Origin of the sequence: Flavobacterium sp. MMLR14_040, assembly GCF_033657265.1 — a bacterium.
Taxonomy (GTDB): domain Bacteria; phylum Bacteroidota; class Bacteroidia; order Flavobacteriales; family Flavobacteriaceae; genus Flavobacterium.
Genome location: NZ_JAWVWO010000016.1, coordinates 26,408 through 46,402, shown reverse-complemented (window position 1 = coordinate 46,402; position 19,995 = coordinate 26,408). Strand labels below are relative to the sequence as shown.

Genomic DNA, 19,995 nt, shown 5'->3' with positions numbered 1-19,995 from the left:
TTTATTTATTTAATTTCGGCAAGAATTGCATTGAATGTCGCACTTGGGCGCATTGCTTTGCTTACTAACTCCGGAGTTGGCTGGTAGTAACCGCCAAGAGTTTGAGGTTTTCCTTGAGCACCAATTAATTCAGCGTCGATTTTAGCTTCGTTAGCTTCAAACTGTGCTGCAATTGGAGTGAAAATAGCTTTTAATTCAGCATCTTTATTTTGTGCTGCCAAAGCCTGAGCCCAATAGAAAGCAAGGTAGAAATGAGAACCACGGTTATCAATCTGACCTACTTTACGAGCTGGAGATTTATCGTTTGCAAGGAATTTATCATTTGCTTCGTCAAGAGTTTCAGCTAAAACAATTGCTTTAGAATTATCTAAAGTTTGTCCTAAATGCTCTAATGAAGCACCAAGAGCTAAAAATTCTCCTAATGAATCCCAACGTAAATATCCTTCTTCTGTAAATTGCTCAACGTGTTTAGGAGCAGAACCACCTGCACCGGTTTCGAACAATCCACCACCATTCATTAACGGAACGATAGATAACATTTTTGCAGAAGTTCCTAATTCTAAAATTGGGAATAAATCTGTTAGGTAATCACGTAAAACGTTTCCTGTTACAGAGATAGTATCTAAACCTTTGATAATTCTGTCTAAAGTAAATTCAGTTGCAGCAACAGGATTTAAGATGCGAATATCTAAGTTTGTAGTGTTGTGATCTTTTAAATATTTTTGAACTTTCGCAATCAATTCTCTGTCATGCGCTCTGTTTTCGTCTAACCAGAAAACAGCAGGAGTATCAGATAAACGAGCTCTGTTTACAGCTAGTTTAACCCAGTCCTGAATAGGAGCGTCTTTTGCCTGACACATTCTGAAAATGTCATTTGTTTCAACGTTTTGCTCCATTAAAACAGTTCCTTTATTATCAACTACACGAACAACTCCGTCAGCTTGCAATTGGAAAGTTTTATCGTGAGATCCGTATTCTTCTGCTTTTTGAGCCATCAAACCTACGTTAGGAACACTTCCCATTGTTTTAGGATCAAAAGCACCGTGTTTTTTACAGAAATCTATGGTTGCAGTATAAATTCCAGCGTAAGAACGGTCTGGAATAACAGCGATTGTATCTTGTTGTTTTCCTTCTTTATTGTACATCTGTCCAGAAGTACGAATCATTGCCGGCATAGAAGCATCAACAATAACATCAGATGGAACGTGTAAGTTTGTAATTCCTTTGTCAGAATTAACCATTGCCAAAGCTGGTCCGTTTTCGATCGCTTTAGTAATGTCAGCTTCCACTGCAGCTTGTTCAGGTCTTCCTGCAATTTTTGCGTAGATATCACCTAAACCATTTCTGGTATCAATATTTAATTCAGCAAATAAAGTTTCATATTTTTTGAAAAGATCAGCAAAATAAACTTCAACGATAGCGCCAAAGATAATTGGATCTGAAACTTTCATCATTGTAGCTTTTAAATGCACAGAAAGTAAAACACCTTCTTTTTTTGCTTCAGCGATTGCTTCAGCAGCAAAAGATTTTAATTTTTTTACACTTAAAACAGAACTGTCGATTATTTCGCCAGCTTTTAATGGCGTACTTGCTTTAAGAACAGTAGTTGTACCGTCTTTTGCAACGAATTCAATTTTTACATCATTAGCGTCTGCAACAGTAAGTGATTTTTCACTTCCGTAAAAATCACCATTTGGCATTGAAGCTACTTTAGTTTTTGAGTCAGCAGACCACGCACCCATAGAGTGTGGATTTGCTTTTGCAAAATTCTTAACTGCTCTTGGTGCTCTACGATCAGAATTTCCTTCACGCAAAACAGGGTTTACAGCAGAACCTAATACTTTAGCGTATTTAGCTTTGATTTCTTTTTCAGCATCGTTTTGAGGCTCTTCAGGAAAATCAGGAATTTTGTAACCATGAGATTGTAATTCTGCAATAGCCGCTTTTAATTGCGGTACAGATGCAGATACGTTTGGTAATTTAATAATATTAGCTTCTGGTTGTGTAGCTAATTGACCTAATTCAGCTAAAGCATCTCCGGTTTTTTGAGCATCTGTTAAAACCTCAGGAAAATTTGATAAAATTCTACCTGCCAACGAGATGTCTCTGGTTTCGATTGCGATACCAGCCGTAGCTGTAAATGCCTGAACAATTGGTAAAAAAGAATAAGTCGCTAATAAAGGCGCCTCATCAGTTAAGGTGTAATAAATTTTAGAATTCTGTGTCATTTTTTTTTTTTTTTTTATAATCGTATCGCCAAGGGTAAGCGATGTAAAAGGTATAGTTGGCTCGAAATGAGCGGAGCAAATATAATAAAAACAGTCCGAAAACGGTGTAGTTTTCTGGATAAATACCGGAATTATCAAATTGTTATTTCGGCAACGTTAAATTGCTAATTCGATGATTTTGATATTAAAATATTGCTGTTTTGTTATTTTAAAAAAGTAAGCATAAAAAAAACTCGTTTCAAATAATATGAAACGAGTTTTTTATAACAAAGAGATAAATGATTATCTTCTTTTATCTTTAATCTTAGCTTTTTTACCAGTAAGTTCTCTGAAGTAGAAAATTCTAGCTCTACGTACAGCTCCTTTTTTGTTGATTTCAATTTTTTGTAAAGCTGGTAAGTTTACCGGGAAGATACGCTCAACACCAATAGCACCAGACATTTTACGAATAGTAAAAGTTTCTGTGTTACCAGAACCTCTTCTTTGAATAACAACTCCTTTAAAAAACTGAGTTCTTGTTTTTTCACCCTCTTTAATTTCGTAGAAAACTGTGATAGTATCTCCAGCTCCGAAAACAGGGAAATCTTTTTTAGCAACTAATTCGGTTTGAACGAATTTCATTAAATCTGCCATGATATCTTAAATTATGGTTTTTTATAATAGAGCAACATTCACGGATCTCGCCAGAGGTTAGTCTAATTCGGGTGCAAATGTAGAAAATAATTATAAATTATGAATTATAAATTGTAAATTATTTTAAGTGTCTGATAAAAAGTTATTTATAGTGTTTTTTTTTGTTTCAGGTTTCAAGTTTCAGGTTGGATTGCAAAGTTGGAACTTGAAACAAAAACAACCTGAAACCTGAAACAATTTAATGACCTTCAAGTAAATCCGGGCGTCTGTTCTTTGTATGTTCATACGCCATATCTTCACGCCATTTGTCGATTTTGGCAAAATGACCGCTGGTTAAAACTTCCGGAACTTTCCATCCTTTATAATCTGCAGGTCTTGTATATATAGGTCCTGAAAGTAAATTATCCTGAAAACTATCTGTTAATGCCGAAGTTTCATCACTTAATACCCCTGGAATTAATCGAATTAAAGCATCAGATAAAACCAAAGCGCCTAATTCTCCTCCTGATAAAACATAATCACCAATCGAAATTTCTTTGGTAATAAAATGATCACGAACACGTTGGTCTACACCTTTATAATGTCCGCATAAAATGATAATATTTTCATACATCGACATTGTATTCGCCATTTTTTGATTTAAAGTTTCTCCATCTGGCGACATATAAATGATTTCATCATACTCACGCTCACTTTTTAAATGAGTAATACAAGCATCAATAGGCTGAACGGTCATCACCATTCCGGCGCCACCCCCAAACGGATAATCGTCGACACTTTTTTGTTTGTTAGTTGTATAGTCTCGTAAATTATGAAAATGAACTTCAACCAAACCTTTGTCGATGGCACGTTTCATAATCGAAGCCTCAAACGGACTTTTTAATAATTCCGGCAAAATCGTAATAATATCAATTCGCATTTTCTTCAATATTTTCTAAGCGGCAAAGATACAAAGTAATATCTGAGAACTTTAAAAATAAAAATAAGAACGTTTAAGTTCTTTTTGGCTGTAATTTTTCATGCTTTTAAAGTTGTTAACTATTTAGCTTATAGATAAATAAGTGGTAATTCTGTAATGATGTATTTTTTATGTGTAATTTTTTTAAGACTGAATGTTACTACTATTAGATCACCAAATTTAAATCACTAAAAATAATTCGTCTTATGAAAAAAATTGTCCTAGTACTCGTCATCTTGATTTTGTACGCATGTTCAGGTTCTAAAAATACAGCAGATAATTGGCTTGGAAAATCTAAAAACAGCCTTATTAATACTTGGGGACCACCGGTTCGTATAATTCAGGATTCTGCAAATGGTAATGAAATACTCCTCTATGCAAACCAAATTTATGAAGACCAAAATACCACAAAACCTAGAATGGCTGGTGCTGCTTATTGGGATTATGTTTATGTCTATTTAAATAAGGAAGGAAAAATTTATTCCCTAAAAAATGAAAAGAAGCAATTACGACCTCAGGAAATTGCTGTGAAATAAAGTCTGCTTTAATTTTAAAGTTTAATTTCGACCATTTTGATTATATTTAGATTCTTAAAAATCAGAATCTAAAACCACTTTATGAGAAAAATTATACTCCTTTTTTATGCCTCTTTTTTAGCTATTTCCTGTAACAATCAAAACCAGTCGAAAATGATAAATATCTCTAATAATGAAAAGTTGATCAAACAATATTTTGAACTTTTTAATCAACATGACTGGAAGAAGATGTCGGAAATGTATACCGAAACGGCTGATTTTAAAGATCCGTCTTTAGGGAAAGGAATTGTAAAACAAAGCCGTAAACAAACCGAAGAGAAATACGCAGAATTGCATAAAATTTTTCCGGATTTGCATGATGAAGTCATTCAGATTTATCCTTCCGGAGAAAATCATATTATTGTAGAATTTGTTTCTACCGGAAATGCACCAGATAATTCAAAGTTTGAATTGCCAATTTGTACGATTTTCACGATTGACAACGGATTGATTACCAAAGATTTTACTTATTTTGATAATTTTGAGGAAGAGGGTGAGGAATAAAAATTGAGTTTGTTAGTTAATACAATCGTAATTGCAATATTTTCTTCTAAATTGAAATTTAAAAAAAAAGTTGAGAAGAAATCCAAATAGAAAAATAAGAATAGCTAATTTTTGAATATATTTAACGAAAAGTATATGAGAAAATTAGCTATTCTTATTTTTATAATATTTTGTTTCTGCGATAAAGAAAAAACAAATAAAACTCCGCAGCAAGCAACAAAAGAAGTTCCGAAAGAAGCCTCTTATTTTAAGCAAATTAAAAATAATGATCTTAAATTGCCTCAACCGGCTTATGGAGATTGGTTATTTTCTCATAAAGAAAAAGGACAAACTTTTGAGCAATACTTTATATCTAAACATATTGTGCCAACAAATGAGGCAAATATTATTTACATCTTACCAATTGGAAATTTTAATTCTTTACAAAACAAACAAATTAAGCTCGCTAATGAATATTTAGAAATTTTCTTTCAATTAAAAACAAAAACTTTAGCACCTATTTCTAATGATGTGGTTCCAAATTCTTCCAGAAGAATGATGTATGGTCATGAACAGTTATTGGCTGGTTATCTTTTAAATGATGTTTTGAAAGAAGAAAAACCTTTAAATAGAATTGCTTTAATGGGACTTTCAGAATTGGATTTATATCCTAAGCCTGAATGGAATTATGTTTTTGGTTTGGCTTCTTATCATGATAAAGTGGCTGTGAGCTCAATTTATAGATTGCAGGATGGAGAATTAACATCTGAAAACTTCAATTTATGTTTATCACGATTGCTTAAAATAAGTTCTCATGAAATTGGACATATGTTTGGTTTGCATCATTGTATCGCAGCTGATTGTGTAATGAATGGCACTAACAGTATGGAAGAAACCGACAGGCATTCAATAAGATTATGTTCTGTCTGCCAAAGAAAACTAAATTCGTGTATACAATATGATAATAAAAAGAGATTGAGTGATCTGGAAAAATATTTTAAAAAGAATGACTTAAACAACGAATTTGATTTGATGAAAAAAGATATTGGAATTATTCAATAAATGGAAATGAGAAAAATAAAAATATTTGCCATAACCGGCAGCACCAGAAAAAACTCTAGCAACTTCAAAATTTTAAAATATATTTCGGATAATATTAAATCTGGATTCGAAGTTGAAATATTTGAAGATCTGGCTGAAATACCACATTTCAATCCTGATTTGGATAATGAGAACCCACCAAATAAGGTTACCTTTTTTAGGAATAAAATAAATGAAGCAAATGGCGTGTTAATTTGTACTCCCGAATATGTTTTTAGTTTACCCGGAAGTTTGAAAAATGCTTTAGAATGGTGTGTTTCGACTACTATTTTTTCAAATAAAAATATTGGGTTAATAACCGCTTCTGCTTCTGGGGAGAAAGGTCACGAGCAATTATTACTTATAATGAAAACGCTGGAAGCTAAATTTCAGAACAATACACAACTTTTAATTCAGGGTATTCGTGGAAAAATTAATGAAGAAGGAAAAATTATAAACGAAGAAACAGAAGTTGCGCTTCAGGATTTTATAGGTAATTTTGAAAGTCAATTTAGTTAAAGAGTTGATTTAAAAGATTATTTTTACTTTTAAAAAAGATAAAATGATTTCCAGACGAACTTTTGTTATTAATTCCGGTTTAGCTACTGCAGCAGTTTTAGCGATGCCATCTTTTGCTTTTACTATGAACAAAAAAGAAATTGGTTTACAGTTATATACATTGCGAGATGAAATTTCGAAAGATGTAAAATCTACCTTGCAAAAAGTGGCCGCTGCGGGTTATACAAATGTGGAGACATATGGATTTTCTACAAAAGATCAGTTTTGGGGAATTTCGCCAATAGAATTGAAGAAAATTTTGGATGAAAACCAGCTTAAAGCAGTTAGCGGACATTATAATTTAGGAAGTTTTTTATATGATGGAAATACCACAGAGCTTATTGCGGCAATTGAAGCGGCAAAAGTTTTAAAAAGTGAGTATTTGACAATTCCCTGGGTTGATGAGCCATTTAGAAAAGATTTTAAAACAATAGCATCACGTTTAAATGAAGCTGCAAAAATGTGCAAAGCTTCAGGCTTAAAATTAGCGTATCATAATCATGATTTTGAATTTCAAAAACAAGATGGAATTACGGGATATGAAATTTTATTGAAAGAAACAGACAAAGATTTAGTTTATTTCGAGCTGGATTTATATTGGGTGGTTCGCTCAGGAAATGATCCGTTGAAATTGTTTAAGGAAAATCCCGGACGTTTTAAAATGTGGCATGTTAAAGATATGGACAAATTAAATCCAGCTTTAAATACTGAAGTTGGGTCAGGTTCAATTGAGTTTAAAACCATTTTTGCAGCAGCAAAACAATCAGAAATGAAGTATTTTTTTGTTGAACAGGAAAATAATTACAATCCAAATTCTTTTGAGTCTATTAAAACCAGCAGTGATTTTATTTCAAAAGAATTGCTTTAGAATAATTCATTTAGAAACCTTATTTTTGTAGGAATAAAATCAGAATAAATATGCAAAATTTCGGAACAAGTAAAGAATTTATAAAAGGTGATGATATTGAATGGGAAGTAGTTGGCGAAGGAATAAAACGCAAAATACTGGCTTATGATGATAAAGTAATGCTGGTAAATGTTCATTTTGAAAAAGGTGGAATAGGTGTTTTGCACGAACATTATCATTCTCAGGTGACTTATGTTTCGAGCGGTAAATTCGATGTTACAATTTCTGGTGTTACCCAAACATTAAAAGAAGGCGATAGCTTTTATATTCCGCCACACGCAATTCATGGTGTGGTTTGTTTAGAAAGCGGACTTTTAACAGATGTATTTAGTCCGATGCGAGAAGATTTTATGAAATCATAAAGCTTTAAAAATCAATATAATCTTTAAAATAACCGACCGATTTGATTTTAAGTTTGGAAAATTTATACATTTTTTAAAGTTTTGGTTAAAATTAGATTGGTATTTTTGCATTATGAATTTATCCAAAACGAATGTCTTATTTATGGCAGTTTGCACTGGACTTATAGTTGCAAATCTTTATTACTGCCAGCCTTTAATTGTTTTAATTGCCAACGAATTTAAAATTCCGGAAGCCAATGCAGGAACCATAACATATCTTACACAAGCAGGATATGCAATTGGTTTATTTTTCATGGTTCCGTTAGGTGATAAAATCGAGCGTAAAAAGCAAATTTTGATGACCACTTTTGCGTCGGTAATTGCATTGCTTATTGCGGCAACTGCAAAAAGTTTTTTTATTTTACAAATTGCTTCCTTGCTTATCGGAATCACTTCAATAGTTCCGCAGCTTATTTTGCCATTGGCGGCTTCATTAAGTGCGCAGGAACAACGAGGAAAAGTTGTTGGAACCATTATGAGCGGTTTATTGGTCGGAATTTTACTTTCCAGAACTTTAAGCGGATTCATAGGTCAGGTTTTAGGTTGGAGATCGATGTTTTATATTGCGGCCGGAATTTGTCTTTTGATCTTTTTTGTTATTCAGAATAAATTCCCCATAAATAAACCTCAGTTTCAGGGAACTTACGGTCAATTGATTCAGTCACTTTTTACCCTTATAAAAACACAGCCTGTTTTGCGCGAAGCGACAATGATCAATGTATTTAGTTTTGCACAATTTGGTGCATTCTGGACCACGATGGTACTATTGCTTTCCGGAGAACCTTTCCATTTTAATAGTGCAACAATTGGTTTATTCGGAATTGTGGGCGCTTCCGGGGCTTTGGCAGCACCATTAGTTGGAAAAATGGGTGATAAGGGCGGATCGAGAGTAGCGGTTGGTTACGGTTGTTTATTGATATTAATAAGTTTCTTGATTTTTTACTTTTCAGCAGAAAGTGTAATCGGAATTGCGATTGGAATTGTATTTATTGATATCGGAATTCAAGGCGTTCATATTTCTAACCAAACCCGTGTTTATTCTCTGCTTCCGGAAGCCAGAAACAGACTAAATACCGTATTTATGTCGTTTAGCTTTTTAGGAACAGCTGCAGGATCTGCCTACGGATTGTTATTATGGAAATTAGGCGGCTGGCATGCTGTAACTATTGGCTGTGTTGGTCTTTCAATATTGGCATTAACAGTTTACGGACTTACTTATAAATCAAAATCTAAAAAATAGAAAGCACAAATTGATAGAGAATTAATTTGTAAATTTGCAATCAAAATTAAAAATTACAACATGGAAAACGGAATATACGCTAAATTCAACACTAGCAAAGGTTCGATTTTAGTAAAACTTACACACGACTTAACACCAGGAACCGTAGGGAATTTTGTAGCTCTTGCAGAAGGAAATATGGAAAATAAAGTAAAACCTCAAGGACAAAAATTCTATGATGGATTGACATTTCATAGAGTAATTCCTGATTTTATGATTCAGGGTGGATGTCCTAAAGGAACAGGAACTGGAGATCCTGGTTATAAATTTGATGATGAATTTCACCCAAGTTTAAAACACGATCGTCCTGGAGTTTTAGCTATGGCAAACTCAGGTCCTGCAAGTAATGGTTCACAATTTTACATCACTCACGTTCCAACTTCTTGGTTAGACGAAAAACATACTGTTTTTGGTCACGTAATTGAAGGTCAGGACGTTGTTGATGCTGTTGCTCAAGGTGATAATCTTGATGCTGTAGAAATCATCAGAGTAGGTGAAGAAGCTCAAAATTGGAATGCAATTGAAGCTTTTATCGCTTTAAAAGGTGCTCGTTTGAAAAGAGATGCTGCATTAAAAGCAGAATCTGAAGCAAAAATGGAGCAATTAGCTGCAGGTTTTGACAGAACAGAAAGCGGATTACGTTACAAAATGATTCAAAAAGGTGACGGAAAAAGAGCTGAAGCCGGTAAAACAGTTTCTGTACACTATGAAGGTTCATTAGAAAACGGAAAAGTTTTTGATTCATCTTACCCAAGAAAAAAACCAATCGAATTTAGATTAGGTCAGGGACAAGTAATTGAAGGATGGGACGAAGGTATTGCTTTATTACAAGTTGGAGATAAAGCTCGTTTTGTAATTCCGTCTGATTTAGCTTATGGAGCTGCAGGTGCAGGAGGGGTAATTCCACCAAACGCAACTTTGATTTTTGACGTTGAATTAATGGACGTAAAATAAGAAGCTTACAAACAATTTAGTTTTGTTTTAAATAATAATCCCATTCGCCAGCCGAGTGGGATTTTTTTATATTTACTCAAAATTAAAATAAAATAATGAAAGCAAAAATTCTAATCCTAACTGCTGTAACTTTACTTTTAGTTTCATGCGGAACTAAAAAACGGCTTCTGCTGTAGCAGCTACACCTACAGTTACCGAAACTGCTAAAGCCACAGAATTAACACCTGAATTGGCAGAAGGAAAAAATCTTTATGATAACAGTTGTGCAAGATGCCACAAACTTTACGAACCAAAGAAATTTAGTCAGGAGGAATGGAAACCAATTTTAACAAGGATGCAGAAGAAAGCGCATTTAGATGATGTTCAAATGGCTTCGATATCAAACTACATTACATCCCAATTATAAATATATTTAGAAAGGCATTCTTTAGCGGGATGCTTTTTTATTTAAGTTGAAAGCAAAAAAAACACCTTCACAAATGAGGTGTTTTAAAAATTTAAGAATGATGTACAGCTGTATTGTCTACAGCAATTATTTTTAAAGTTTTTATTCCGGCAGGCAATTCCCAATCGACTTCGTCATTTTCTTTAAAACCAATAATAGCAACACTTAAAGGTGCCAATATTGAAATTTTCCCCGATTTTACATCAGATAAAGAAGGTAAAACAATTTGAATTTTCATTTGTTTTTTTGCCTTGACATCTTCAATTGTAACATGCGAATTTATTCTGATAACGGAATGATCTAATTCGCTTTCTTTACTTATAACAGCGCGATCTAATTCTTGCGAAAGCTGATTGGCTTCTTTTGTATTTGTCGAATTTTTACTTTTTAATATCAATTCTCTCAGGAACTGATAATCTGTTTTACAGAAAGTTGGTGTTGGTTTCATAAATCTATATTTTATTTTTATTACTATTATTTTTTTTGAATGTCAGATTTTAGATGAGTTTTTCAGGGAGATAAATCTTAAATATAAAAACCGAAAAATTATTTGATAGAGCATTTACTCTTTCAAATAAAATAAATAATTAAAATTTGGTAAAAATCCTCCGCCTGAAAGAAGAAATTGAAATAGACGGAGGCCTAATTAATAAAGGCCTTGCTATGTGAAATAAATGCAGCAGCAAGCGATTTCCTTTTTAAGGAAAGCAACGAGGCAAAAGCTGTATATGTATTTATGGCGTTCACAATGAGAATTGTTTATGAAATACAAATATAGGAAAATTACGTTAAAAAACTACTATTATTTCCATTTGATGCTGCAGCCTATACTTGGCTTTTGTTCCTCTTTCAAACTTCGGTTGTAAATCAGGGCATCAATTGCGCTGCGTAAATCGCTTCCGCTTAACGGAATTCCGTTATTAGGTCTTGAATCGTCGAGCTGGCCACGGTAAAATAAGCGATCCAAATTGTCAAATAAATAAAAATCGGGTGTGCATGCGGCATCATAAGCTCTGGCTACCTCCTGACTTTCGTCAAATAAATAAGGAAAATCGATTTTATTCTGAAAAGCAAATTCTGTCATCATTTCCGGTGAATCCTGCGGGTATTTTTCGACATCGTTGCTGGAAATTGTAATTATTCCAATTCCTTGTACACGGTAATCATTAGCTATCATAATTATTTCCGGTAAGACATGATGCACAAACGGACAATGATTGCAGATAAAAATAACAAGCGTTCCTTTTGATCCTTTTAAATCTTCAAACAAATAAACATTATTAGAATTAGTATCTTTTAATTTAAAATTTGGAGCAAGCGTTCCAAGCGGAAGCATATTTGAAGGAGTTCGTGCCATTTCGTAAAGGTTCTTTATTCAAATTTAGATTTAAAATCTCAATGTTGTGGACAAACAATGATTTTTTTCTATTGATGGTTGTTTTTAACCGCAAAGGGCGCAAAGTTTTTTATTTGGCGGTATCTATCTGTATTTTCACAAACTTGGCATATTCAAAAAAACTTTGCGCCCTTTGCGGTTAAATTTTTTTACCATTTGAATAAAAAAAAATACCCAAAGAGACATATTATTAAAATAGCTCTTTGGATAAATATTTAGGAAAGAATATATATAGAAGATTTTATGAATTTAGGAAATTCAATAAATCTGAGTTTAATTTGTCTTTGTGCGTGTAAAATAGTCCGTGTGGCGCACCTTCATAAACGATATATGTGTTTTCGCGAATGGCTTCAGCTGTTTTCTTAGATGTTAAGTCAATCGGAACAATTTTATCGTCATCACCATGAATGATCAAAGTTGGAACCTTTACAAAATCCAATTCATCTCTAAAATCAGTATAAGAAAAAGATTCAGCGCATTTTAAAGTCGCTCTTGGAGAAGCAAAAGAACATAGCATTCTGTAATATTCCATCAATGGCGTACTTAACGGTTTATTGATAATATTTATACCAAAAAAGGTTTTTCCAAAATTATCTACAAAACCTATTCGGTCTTCTTTAATAGCATTGGCAGTATTGTCGCTTTTTTCCTTTGGATGTCCGTCCGGATTATCATTTGTTTTTAATAAAAATGGAACAACAGAAGAAATCAAGGCAGCTTTTGTAACTCCTTTTCCGCCATATTTGCTGAAATAACGAACTACTTCGCCACCACCCATAGAAAAACCTACAAGAGTAGCATCTTCTAAATGTAGCTGTTCGATAATTTCTTTTAAATCATCAGTCAAAGTATCATAATCATAACCTTCCCACGGTTGCGAAGATTTACCAAATCCGCGGCGATCGTAAGCAATGACGCGAAAGCCATTTTGCACTAAAAAGTCGATTTGGTATTCCCACATTTCATTAGAAAGCGGCCAGCCATGAATTAAAATAACAGGTTTTCCTTTACCATAATCTCTTACATATAATTTTACATTTGGATCTGTTTCTATATACTTATCAGTACATTGTAAGGAAATATCACAATTTAAATCTCTAAGAGACGGGCTGCTATTTGTTAAAACATTTTCCATTTTATATTTTTTTAATGTTAGCTTTATTCATTTACATTTGTAAAATTAAAAGCTTCATCGACAAAAAAAGTTATAGAATTTGAGTCAATACTTACAATATTAATATCTTAAAATAATGGATTTAACCTGGAATGAGTTTGAGAGAACCGATATGCGCGTAGGAACTATTATTGAAGTAAATGATTTTCCCGAGGCAAGAAAACCTGCTTATCAGCTCACGATTGATTTTGGTGCCGAGATTGGAATCAGAAAATCATCGGCACAAATAACGGTACATTATAAAAAGGAAGATTTGATAAACCGACAAATTATAGCGGTAGTCAATTTTCCAAAAAAACAAATAGGAAAATTTATGAGCGAATGTCTCGTTCTTGGCGCAATAGGCAAGGAGGGAGACGTAATTTTATTAGCTCCCGATTTTAAAATAGAAAATGGATTGCGTATTGGGTAAATTAGTTTTCAGTCTCAGTTGCAGTTTTCAGTTTGCCACAGATTAAAATATTTAACCGCAGAGTTCGCAAAGATTTTACGCAAGGTTCGCAAAGTTAATAGCATAAAGCTTGTGGTTAATTTCCGCCATGAATTTCACGAATCTACACAAATTATTAAGTCCAACTTTGCGAACTTTGCGGTTAATTTTTCAGTTATTTAAATCTATTTTTTTAATTAATTGAGAAAGTATTTCCTGCCCTTCTTCCCAGTATTTTAAATCAGAATCAGAGTTAATGTGCCCTTGTTGACCAACGTTTACAAAATCACTTCCCCACATTTCCGCAAAATATTGTTTTCTTTCGAAAGAAGCATAAGGATCGTTTTCACTCGCCACTACTATAGACGGAAAAGGTAATTTTGAAATGGGCATTGGAGCAAAATTTCTAATAATTTCCGGAGTATGCTGAGGTGAATCTACATCGGCGGGAGCTACTAAAAGTGCACCAACAATATTTGGATTATTGTTTGATGCAGCCCAATGGTTTACTAATGAAACCGCAAGACTGTGCGCTACTAAAATAGTGGGTTTATCCAATTTTGCAACCTCTTCATTCAATCTTTCAAGCCATTCTTCGCGAAGAGGTTCGTCCCAATTATCCTGAACAAGGCGTGTTGAATTTTTAAATTTTTCATGCCAAAAGGTTTGCCAGTGTTTCTCGCCTGAATTTCCCAGTCCGGGTAATATTAATAAGTTTATTTCCATTGCCGTGGATTTTTTTAATTATTATTTTTTAGATTGTTTCTCTTTTAAAATGCGATTTATCTCGTTTACAAGCAACGGAAATGCAGGTTCTGTCATTCCGTGACCATATCCGTCTAACTCGTAAAGCTTCGTTTCTTTATTTCCTACTAATTTCATCATGCGTGCCATGTATGCGTTTTCTTCGTAGCGGCCTAACATTTCTAATTCACGATCTCCGGTAATTAACAAAAGAGGTGGAGCATCGGCACGAACATGAAAAAGTGGTGCAAATTCGTCAATTGTGGGTTGCTTTTCAGGAATTCCGTTTTCTCTTCTAATTTCAAAATGTGTAATGCATTGTCCGCTAAACGGAATCAACCCTGCAATTTTATTAGCGTCAATCCCTTCTTTTTGAAGATATTTTTTATCAAGACCAATCATCGAAGCTAAATAACCTCCTGCAGAATGCCCTGAAACAAAAATCGCGGCATTATCACCGTCATAATTAGTAATGTTATTAAATGCCCATGCTACAGCGGCAGCGGCATCATCAATGGCTCTTGCGGCTTTTGCTTTTGGAGATAATCTGTAATTAACACCAATAATGGCAAATCCTTTGTTTTTTAAGGCTTCGGGGATTTCTTTGTTTCCGCCAGTTAAACCTCCGCCGTGAAACCAGACAATTGTAGCGAATCTTTTAGTGTTTTTTGGGTAATATATATCCAAAACACATCTTTCGTTTATGTAGCTGTCAGATTTATTGGTTGCTGCATTATAATATTGAATATTGGTTTTAGTTTCATATTCTGCTTTTTGGGCAAAAGAAGAAACTCCAATAAAAAAACAAACTAATACTATTATTTTCATAATATAAAATTTAACCTGTTGGGTGTAATTATTTTTAACACATACAAACATAGCATTATTGAACTCAAAAAAGGCGTTTCACTTGATTAGCCTATCCTAATACTAGCCTACCGTCTGGATATAAGTATAAAAATAAACACAAATTTCACTAATTGACACTAATTAGTTTGTGAAATTAATTTCACAAACTAAGCTGACCATTGATTTGTGCAAATTTGTGAAATTCGTGTTTAAAATTATAAAATCTATGTTTCTATCTGTATAATTAATTTTTTATGCATTTTTATTCTATTTTAAAATCCCCTTCCAGACCATTTTCAGCATGTGAAGCAATCCAGACTTTAAAGTCGCCAGGTTCTGTTTTAAGTTCCATTTTGTCATTATAAAAAGCAAGCTCAGAAACAGGAATCGAAAATTGAACCGTTTTAGATTCCTTAGGTTTTAATTCGATTTGTACAAAGTCCTTAAGTTCTCGAATAGGTCTCACAATACTTCCTGTAATATCTCGTACATATAATTGAACGGTTTCTGTTCCTGTAGTATTTCCTGTATTCGTAATTACAGCAGAAACGGTTAGTTTTTCGGTGTTATTATTTTTAAGAATTGCTTTTTCGACTTTTAAATTTTCATACGAAAAAGTAGTGTAGCTTAATCCAAATCCAAAAGGATATTGTGGTTCATATCCCGCATCAAGATAATGCGAATTATTCCCTAAAGAACTTTGCCAGGCTTCGACAGGAATATTCTGAATCGCCACAAAAGTTTTAGGATCTGCCGGTCGTCCGGTATTGGGATGATTGTAATAAATAGGAATCTGACCCACTTCTTTTGGCCAGGTTACAGGTAATTTTCCTGACGGATTTACAACTCCCAAAAGGATATCAGAAATTGCTGGACCAGCCATTGTTCCCGGATGCCACGCCATAACTAAAGCGTTTACTTTTGGCAAAACAGCTCCTAAGGTGATGGGTCTTCCGGCCATTATTACCAATACAATTGGCTTTCCTGTTTTTTGTAATTCAGCAATTAATTTTTCCTGTAAACCCGGTAAATTAATATTGGCTCTCGAATGTGCTTCTCCCGAAAGAATAGCTTCTTCTCCGGCAAAAAACAAAATCACATCTGATTTTTTAGCTTCTGCAATTGCGGCTGCAAAACCTTCTTCAGACAAAGATCGACTATGCGAAAGTCCGGCGGAATAAAATACATTATTTGCGCCAAAACTATTTTGTAACGCTTTTAGTGGCGTTTGAGAATCTTCTTTATTTCCGTCGAAAATCCAGGTTCCTAATTGCTCTCTTGAGGCATCGGCCAAAGGACCAATAACCGCTATTTTTTGATTGGATTTTAAAGGTAAAATCTGATTTTCATTTTTTAATAAAACGCAGCTTTTACTTGCGGCTGTTTTTGCAGTTTGTAAAGCATCGGCACTTAATAATGAAAATTTTTCACGGTCTTTAAAATACGGATTTTCAAAAATTCCGGCTCTAAATTTTATTCGTAGAATATTACGAACCATTTCGTCCAGCTGCTTTTCAGAGACTTTCTTTTCTGCAATCAGCGTTTTTAAATGATGTGCATACGATAAACTGGTCATTTCCATATCAAGTCCTGCTGACGCAGATTTTAATGCTGCATCTTTTTCATCGGCTGCAAAACCATGCGGAATCATTTCAGTAACCGAATTCCAGTCGCTTACAACAAAACCATCGTATTTCCATTCTTCGCGTAATATTTTTTTAAGTAAAAAGCTGTTTCCAGAAGCCGGAACTCCGTTAACATCATTAAAAGAACTCATGAAAGTGGCGGCTCCGGCTTTTGCTGCGGCTTCAAAAGGTTTTAAATATACATTTCGAAGCAATGATTCAGACATGCTCACGGTATTGTAATCTCGTCCACCTTCAGCAGCTCCATAAGCGGCAAAATGTTTGGCACAGGCTAAAATTTGCCCCGGAACAGCAGGATCATTTCCCTGAAAACCTTTTACATAAGCAACTCCCAATCGTGATGCCAATAAGGGATCTTCACCCGGTGATTCTGCAATTCTTCCCCATCGCGCGTCTCTGGCAATATCAACCATTGGTGCATACGTCCAATTGATGCATCTTGAATACGATTCATTAGCGGCAATTTTAGATGTTTTTTCAACCAAATCCATGTCCCATGAAGCAGCTAAGCCTAAGGGAATCGGGAAAATAGTTTTATAACCGTGAATAACATCTCTTCCAAATAATAACGGAATATGATTGGGACTTTCTTCGACTGCAATTTTTTGAATTTCAGCAACAAGACTTGGCTCTGTCAAGTTTAAAATGGCGCCAACTAAACCTTTTCGAACATCATTTTTAAGTTCTTCAGATAAACCTTTACTGCGGCTTGAAGTTCCTTTAAGGCATGTCTGACCAATTTTTTGTTCCAGGGTCATGTTTTTTATAATGTTGCCGATTTTCTTTTCAACATTTAAATCGGTTTTTTGACTGTAAGATATTGATATTATGGAGAGAAACAATAATAAGCAATAATGTGGTTTTGGGGTTAGTGTTTTCAAGGTTAGCTTTTTTTTAATTTAAATATATAAAAAAAGTCCAAAATGTTGGACATATTGGACTCATACTTTTTAAAAAGTTATATTGGACTAAATATCGTCAAAATCGATATCTGTAAAGCTAGATCTTTGGCCTTCAGGTTTATCAGAACCATATTCTTTTTTAAAATCTTTTTGATGTCTTTCAGAGATTACTTCTTCGCCTTTGTGGTTCAAGACATATGAAGTCATTTCTTCCAGTATTTCGGCAAAAGCTCCAAAATCTTCCTTGTATAAGTAAATTTTGTGTTTTTTAAAATGAAAAGAACCATCTTCTTCGGTAAATTTTTTACTTTCTGTAATTGTGATGTAATAATCGTCTGCTTTAGTAGCTCTCACATCAAAGAAATAAGTTCTTCTTCCTGCTCGTAATACCTTAGAAAAAATCTCTTCTTTTTCTAACATGTCATTTTCTCTCATAATACGTTCTATCATTTTTGGAATTAATAGTACTCAAAAATCATAAAAAATTATCTATTACGCAACAATTAAAGTAATTCTTTTTCCGAAAGTTGTTTTAAATATAACGATGCATAATATCCTTCCTGATTTATTAATTGATTATGAGAGCCTTGTTGGATGATTTTACCATCTTCCAGAATGATTATTTTGTCGGCATTTTTTGCTGAAGATACCCGATGACTTACAATAATCGTAGTTTTATCCTTGCAAATTTCAAATAAATTATTCAAGATCGTCTCCTCAGTTTCAGTATCAACGGCAGACAGACAATCATCAAAAAGCAGAATTGCAGGATTCTTAATAATTGCTCTTGCGATAGACACACGCTGCTTTTGTCCGCCCGAAAGCGTGATTCCTCTTTCGCCTAAAATAGTGTCATATTGTTTGTTAAAAGCAATGATATTATCATGAACGACAGCGCTTTTTGCGGCTTCCATGACTTCTTCGTCGCTCGCATTCTGATTGCCAAATTTGATATTATTTTTAATAGTATCCGAAAATAAAAAAGCATCCTGAGGTACAATTCCGATATTATTTCGAAGATCATTCAGGTTTAAAGTGCTTATTTCATTTCCATCAATTATAATTCTTCCTTGGGTAACATCATATAAACGAGAAATTAAAGATAATATTGTTGACTTTCCGGAACCGGTTTTTCCTAAAATAGCAAGCGTTTCTCCTTTTTTTACAGTAAAAGTCACATTTTTTAAAGCTTCAATATTGGTATCTTCATAAGTATAACTCACGTTTTCGAAAGAAATCGAGCCCTGAACGTCTGATGGATTTTCGTTATTGTTTTTAATTTCCGGTTCAATTTTCAAAAATTCATTCAAACGTTTTTGAGAAGCTTCTGCTTCCTGAACCATCGACGAAACCCATCCTAATGAAGCAACAGGCCATGTTAACATGTTTACATAAAGAATAAATTCGGCAATTGTACCGATGTTTTTAATCGTTCCGTTGATGTACATAACACCTCCAAAATAAATCACAACCAAATTACTAATTCCGATTAAGGCAATCATCAAAGGCCCAAAAAGCGATTGAACTTTAGCAAGATCCAAACTTTTCTTTTTGCTTTCATCGGCGAGAGCCACCATATTATTTTGATGCTGATTTTCTAATGAATATGCTTTTATAACCCGAATTCCTGAAAATATTTCCTGCGAAAAACTCGAAACTTTTGAAAGATATTGTTGAAAAGTAGTGCTTCGTTTATTGATTTCTGAACTCAGTTTAAAAATACAATACGAAAGAATTGGCAATGGTAAAATAGTGTAAAGAGTCAGCAAAGGCGAAACATTATACATATATAAGATCACAATCGCAAAACGAATAAACGTGTTGATCGTGTACATTACAGCTGGACCAACGTACATACGAACTTTAGAAACGTCTTCGCTAATACGGTTCATTAAATCTCCCGTACGGTTTTGTTTATAGAAATTTTGCGAAAGATTTTCATATTGTTTAAAAACTTCATTTTTTAAATCAAACTCAATATGTCGGGACATTACAATTAAAGTCTGGCGCATTAGAAAAGTCAGGAAACCTGCAACAATTGCACTTCCTATGATTAACAGCACGTTATGAATTAAATCCTGCTTGTAATAATTAATTATTATAGAAGATTTTTGATCGGCATCAGACAATTTTAAAAACTTCTCAATAACATTAAAAGAGTGACTGACAAGCTTAGGCGTGAATAAGAAAAAAATTTGTGCGATTATGGTTATTAAAATTCCAAAGGAAAAACTGTATTTATATTTAATAAAATATTTGTTTAAATAGCTTAATTCTTTCATTTTTTTAAGAGATTCAATATTAAGTTTATTCGATTTTGTGAATTATTCTTAATTAAAAGTATAATAAATTG

General features: G+C 33.6%; 21 protein-coding genes. 10 read left to right on the top strand and 11 right to left on the bottom strand.

Annotation, left to right across the window (positions count from 1 at the left end):
• Window positions 1–5: 5 nt before the first annotated feature.
• From SD960_RS18120 to trmD, 3 genes are all read right to left on the bottom strand, one after another.
• Entirely contained in the window at window positions 6–2,228 is a 2,223-nt protein-coding gene (locus SD960_RS18120) for an NADP-dependent isocitrate dehydrogenase (protein WP_318805159.1), read from the bottom strand.
• 282 nt (window positions 2,229–2,510) lie between these two features.
• Window positions 2,511–2,861 carry a 50S ribosomal protein L19 gene (gene rplS / locus SD960_RS18115; RefSeq protein ID WP_007804248.1) on the bottom strand — a complete coding sequence of 117 codons (351 nt, stop codon included), beginning with the start codon at window positions 2,859–2,861 and terminating at the stop codon, window positions 2,511–2,513.
• A 238-nt stretch (window positions 2,862–3,099) separates the two neighbouring features.
• Window positions 3,100–3,780, bottom strand: a complete 681-nt coding sequence (gene trmD, locus SD960_RS18110) for a tRNA (guanosine(37)-N1)-methyltransferase TrmD (RefSeq protein ID WP_264536729.1) — start codon at window positions 3,778–3,780, stop codon at window positions 3,100–3,102.
• A 245-nt stretch (window positions 3,781–4,025) separates the two neighbouring features.
• On the opposite strand from trmD, the gene SD960_RS18105 reads away from it, so the two are divergent.
• The 9 genes from SD960_RS18105 to SD960_RS18065 all read left to right on the top strand — a co-directional run bounded on the left by SD960_RS18105 (window position 4,026) and on the right by SD960_RS18065 (window position 10,462).
• Window positions 4,026–4,355 carry a hypothetical protein gene (locus SD960_RS18105; protein WP_318805158.1) on the top strand — a complete coding sequence of 110 codons (330 nt, stop codon included), beginning with the start codon at window positions 4,026–4,028 and terminating at the stop codon, window positions 4,353–4,355.
• An 81-nt stretch (window positions 4,356–4,436) separates the two neighbouring features.
• Window positions 4,437–4,898: a nuclear transport factor 2 family protein gene (locus tag SD960_RS18100; protein WP_318805157.1), complete on the top strand. Its 462-nt coding sequence runs from the start codon at window positions 4,437–4,439 to the stop codon at window positions 4,896–4,898.
• Window positions 4,899–5,033: 135 nt separating this feature from the next.
• Entirely contained in the window at window positions 5,034–5,939 is a 906-nt protein-coding gene (locus tag SD960_RS18095; RefSeq protein WP_318805156.1) for an archaemetzincin, read from the top strand.
• Window positions 5,940–5,945: 6 nt separating this feature from the next.
• Complete coding sequence (locus SD960_RS18090) at window positions 5,946–6,476, top strand: NAD(P)H-dependent oxidoreductase (protein WP_318805155.1); 531 nt, start codon at window positions 5,946–5,948, stop codon at window positions 6,474–6,476.
• A 43-nt stretch (window positions 6,477–6,519) separates the two neighbouring features.
• Window positions 6,520–7,383 carry a sugar phosphate isomerase/epimerase gene (locus SD960_RS18085; RefSeq protein WP_318805154.1) on the top strand — a complete coding sequence of 288 codons (864 nt, stop codon included), beginning with the start codon at window positions 6,520–6,522 and terminating at the stop codon, window positions 7,381–7,383.
• 50 nt (window positions 7,384–7,433) lie between these two features.
• Window positions 7,434–7,784 carry a cupin domain-containing protein gene (locus tag SD960_RS18080; RefSeq protein ID WP_318805153.1) on the top strand — a complete coding sequence of 117 codons (351 nt, stop codon included), beginning with the start codon at window positions 7,434–7,436 and terminating at the stop codon, window positions 7,782–7,784.
• Window positions 7,785–7,926: 142 nt separating this feature from the next.
• Complete coding sequence (locus SD960_RS18075; RefSeq protein WP_318805152.1) at window positions 7,927–9,063, top strand: MFS transporter; 1,137 nt, start codon at window positions 7,927–7,929, stop codon at window positions 9,061–9,063.
• A gap of 60 nt (window positions 9,064–9,123) precedes the next feature.
• Window positions 9,124–10,056, top strand: a complete 933-nt coding sequence (locus SD960_RS18070; protein WP_318805151.1) for a peptidylprolyl isomerase — start codon at window positions 9,124–9,126, stop codon at window positions 10,054–10,056.
• A 229-nt stretch (window positions 10,057–10,285) separates the two neighbouring features.
• Window positions 10,286–10,462 carry a cytochrome c gene (locus SD960_RS18065; protein ID WP_318805150.1) on the top strand — a complete coding sequence of 59 codons (177 nt, stop codon included), beginning with the start codon at window positions 10,286–10,288 and terminating at the stop codon, window positions 10,460–10,462.
• Window positions 10,463–10,553: 91 nt separating this feature from the next.
• Here SD960_RS18065 and SD960_RS18060 read toward each other — a convergent pair whose 3' ends face one another.
• From SD960_RS18060 to SD960_RS18050, 3 genes are all read right to left on the bottom strand, one after another.
• On the bottom strand, window positions 10,554–10,949 hold the full coding sequence (locus SD960_RS18060; RefSeq protein WP_318805149.1) for a GreA/GreB family elongation factor: 396 nt from the start codon (window positions 10,947–10,949) through the stop codon (window positions 10,554–10,556).
• A 354-nt stretch (window positions 10,950–11,303) separates the two neighbouring features.
• On the bottom strand, window positions 11,304–11,858 hold the full coding sequence (locus tag SD960_RS18055) for a thioredoxin family protein (RefSeq protein WP_318805148.1): 555 nt from the start codon (window positions 11,856–11,858) through the stop codon (window positions 11,304–11,306).
• Window positions 11,859–12,138: 280 nt separating this feature from the next.
• On the bottom strand, window positions 12,139–13,032 hold the full coding sequence (locus tag SD960_RS18050; protein ID WP_318805147.1) for an alpha/beta hydrolase: 894 nt from the start codon (window positions 13,030–13,032) through the stop codon (window positions 12,139–12,141).
• A gap of 115 nt (window positions 13,033–13,147) precedes the next feature.
• Between SD960_RS18050 and SD960_RS18045 the strand changes: the two genes are divergently transcribed.
• Window positions 13,148–13,483: a tRNA-binding protein gene (locus tag SD960_RS18045; protein ID WP_318805146.1), complete on the top strand. Its 336-nt coding sequence runs from the start codon at window positions 13,148–13,150 to the stop codon at window positions 13,481–13,483.
• A 189-nt stretch (window positions 13,484–13,672) separates the two neighbouring features.
• Here the strand turns inward: SD960_RS18045 and SD960_RS18040 are convergent, their stop codons facing one another.
• From SD960_RS18040 to SD960_RS18020, 5 genes are all read right to left on the bottom strand, one after another.
• On the bottom strand, window positions 13,673–14,227 hold the full coding sequence (locus tag SD960_RS18040) for an alpha/beta hydrolase (RefSeq protein ID WP_318805145.1): 555 nt from the start codon (window positions 14,225–14,227) through the stop codon (window positions 13,673–13,675).
• 21 nt (window positions 14,228–14,248) lie between these two features.
• The gene (locus SD960_RS18035) at window positions 14,249–15,073 is read right to left on the bottom strand and encodes an alpha/beta hydrolase (RefSeq protein WP_318805144.1); all 825 of its coding nucleotides are present in this window, start codon (window positions 15,071–15,073) and stop codon (window positions 14,249–14,251) included.
• A 283-nt stretch (window positions 15,074–15,356) separates the two neighbouring features.
• A complete protein-coding gene (gene bglX / locus SD960_RS18030; RefSeq protein WP_318805143.1) occupies window positions 15,357–17,621 on the bottom strand; it encodes a beta-glucosidase BglX in 2,265 nt (754 codons plus the stop codon).
• A gap of 87 nt (window positions 17,622–17,708) precedes the next feature.
• Complete coding sequence (locus tag SD960_RS18025; protein ID WP_026981839.1) at window positions 17,709–18,077, bottom strand: PUR family DNA/RNA-binding protein; 369 nt, start codon at window positions 18,075–18,077, stop codon at window positions 17,709–17,711.
• A gap of 68 nt (window positions 18,078–18,145) precedes the next feature.
• Window positions 18,146–19,924 carry an ABC transporter ATP-binding protein gene (locus tag SD960_RS18020; RefSeq protein WP_318805142.1) on the bottom strand — a complete coding sequence of 593 codons (1,779 nt, stop codon included), beginning with the start codon at window positions 19,922–19,924 and terminating at the stop codon, window positions 18,146–18,148.
• Window positions 19,925–19,995: the final 71 nt, after the last annotated feature.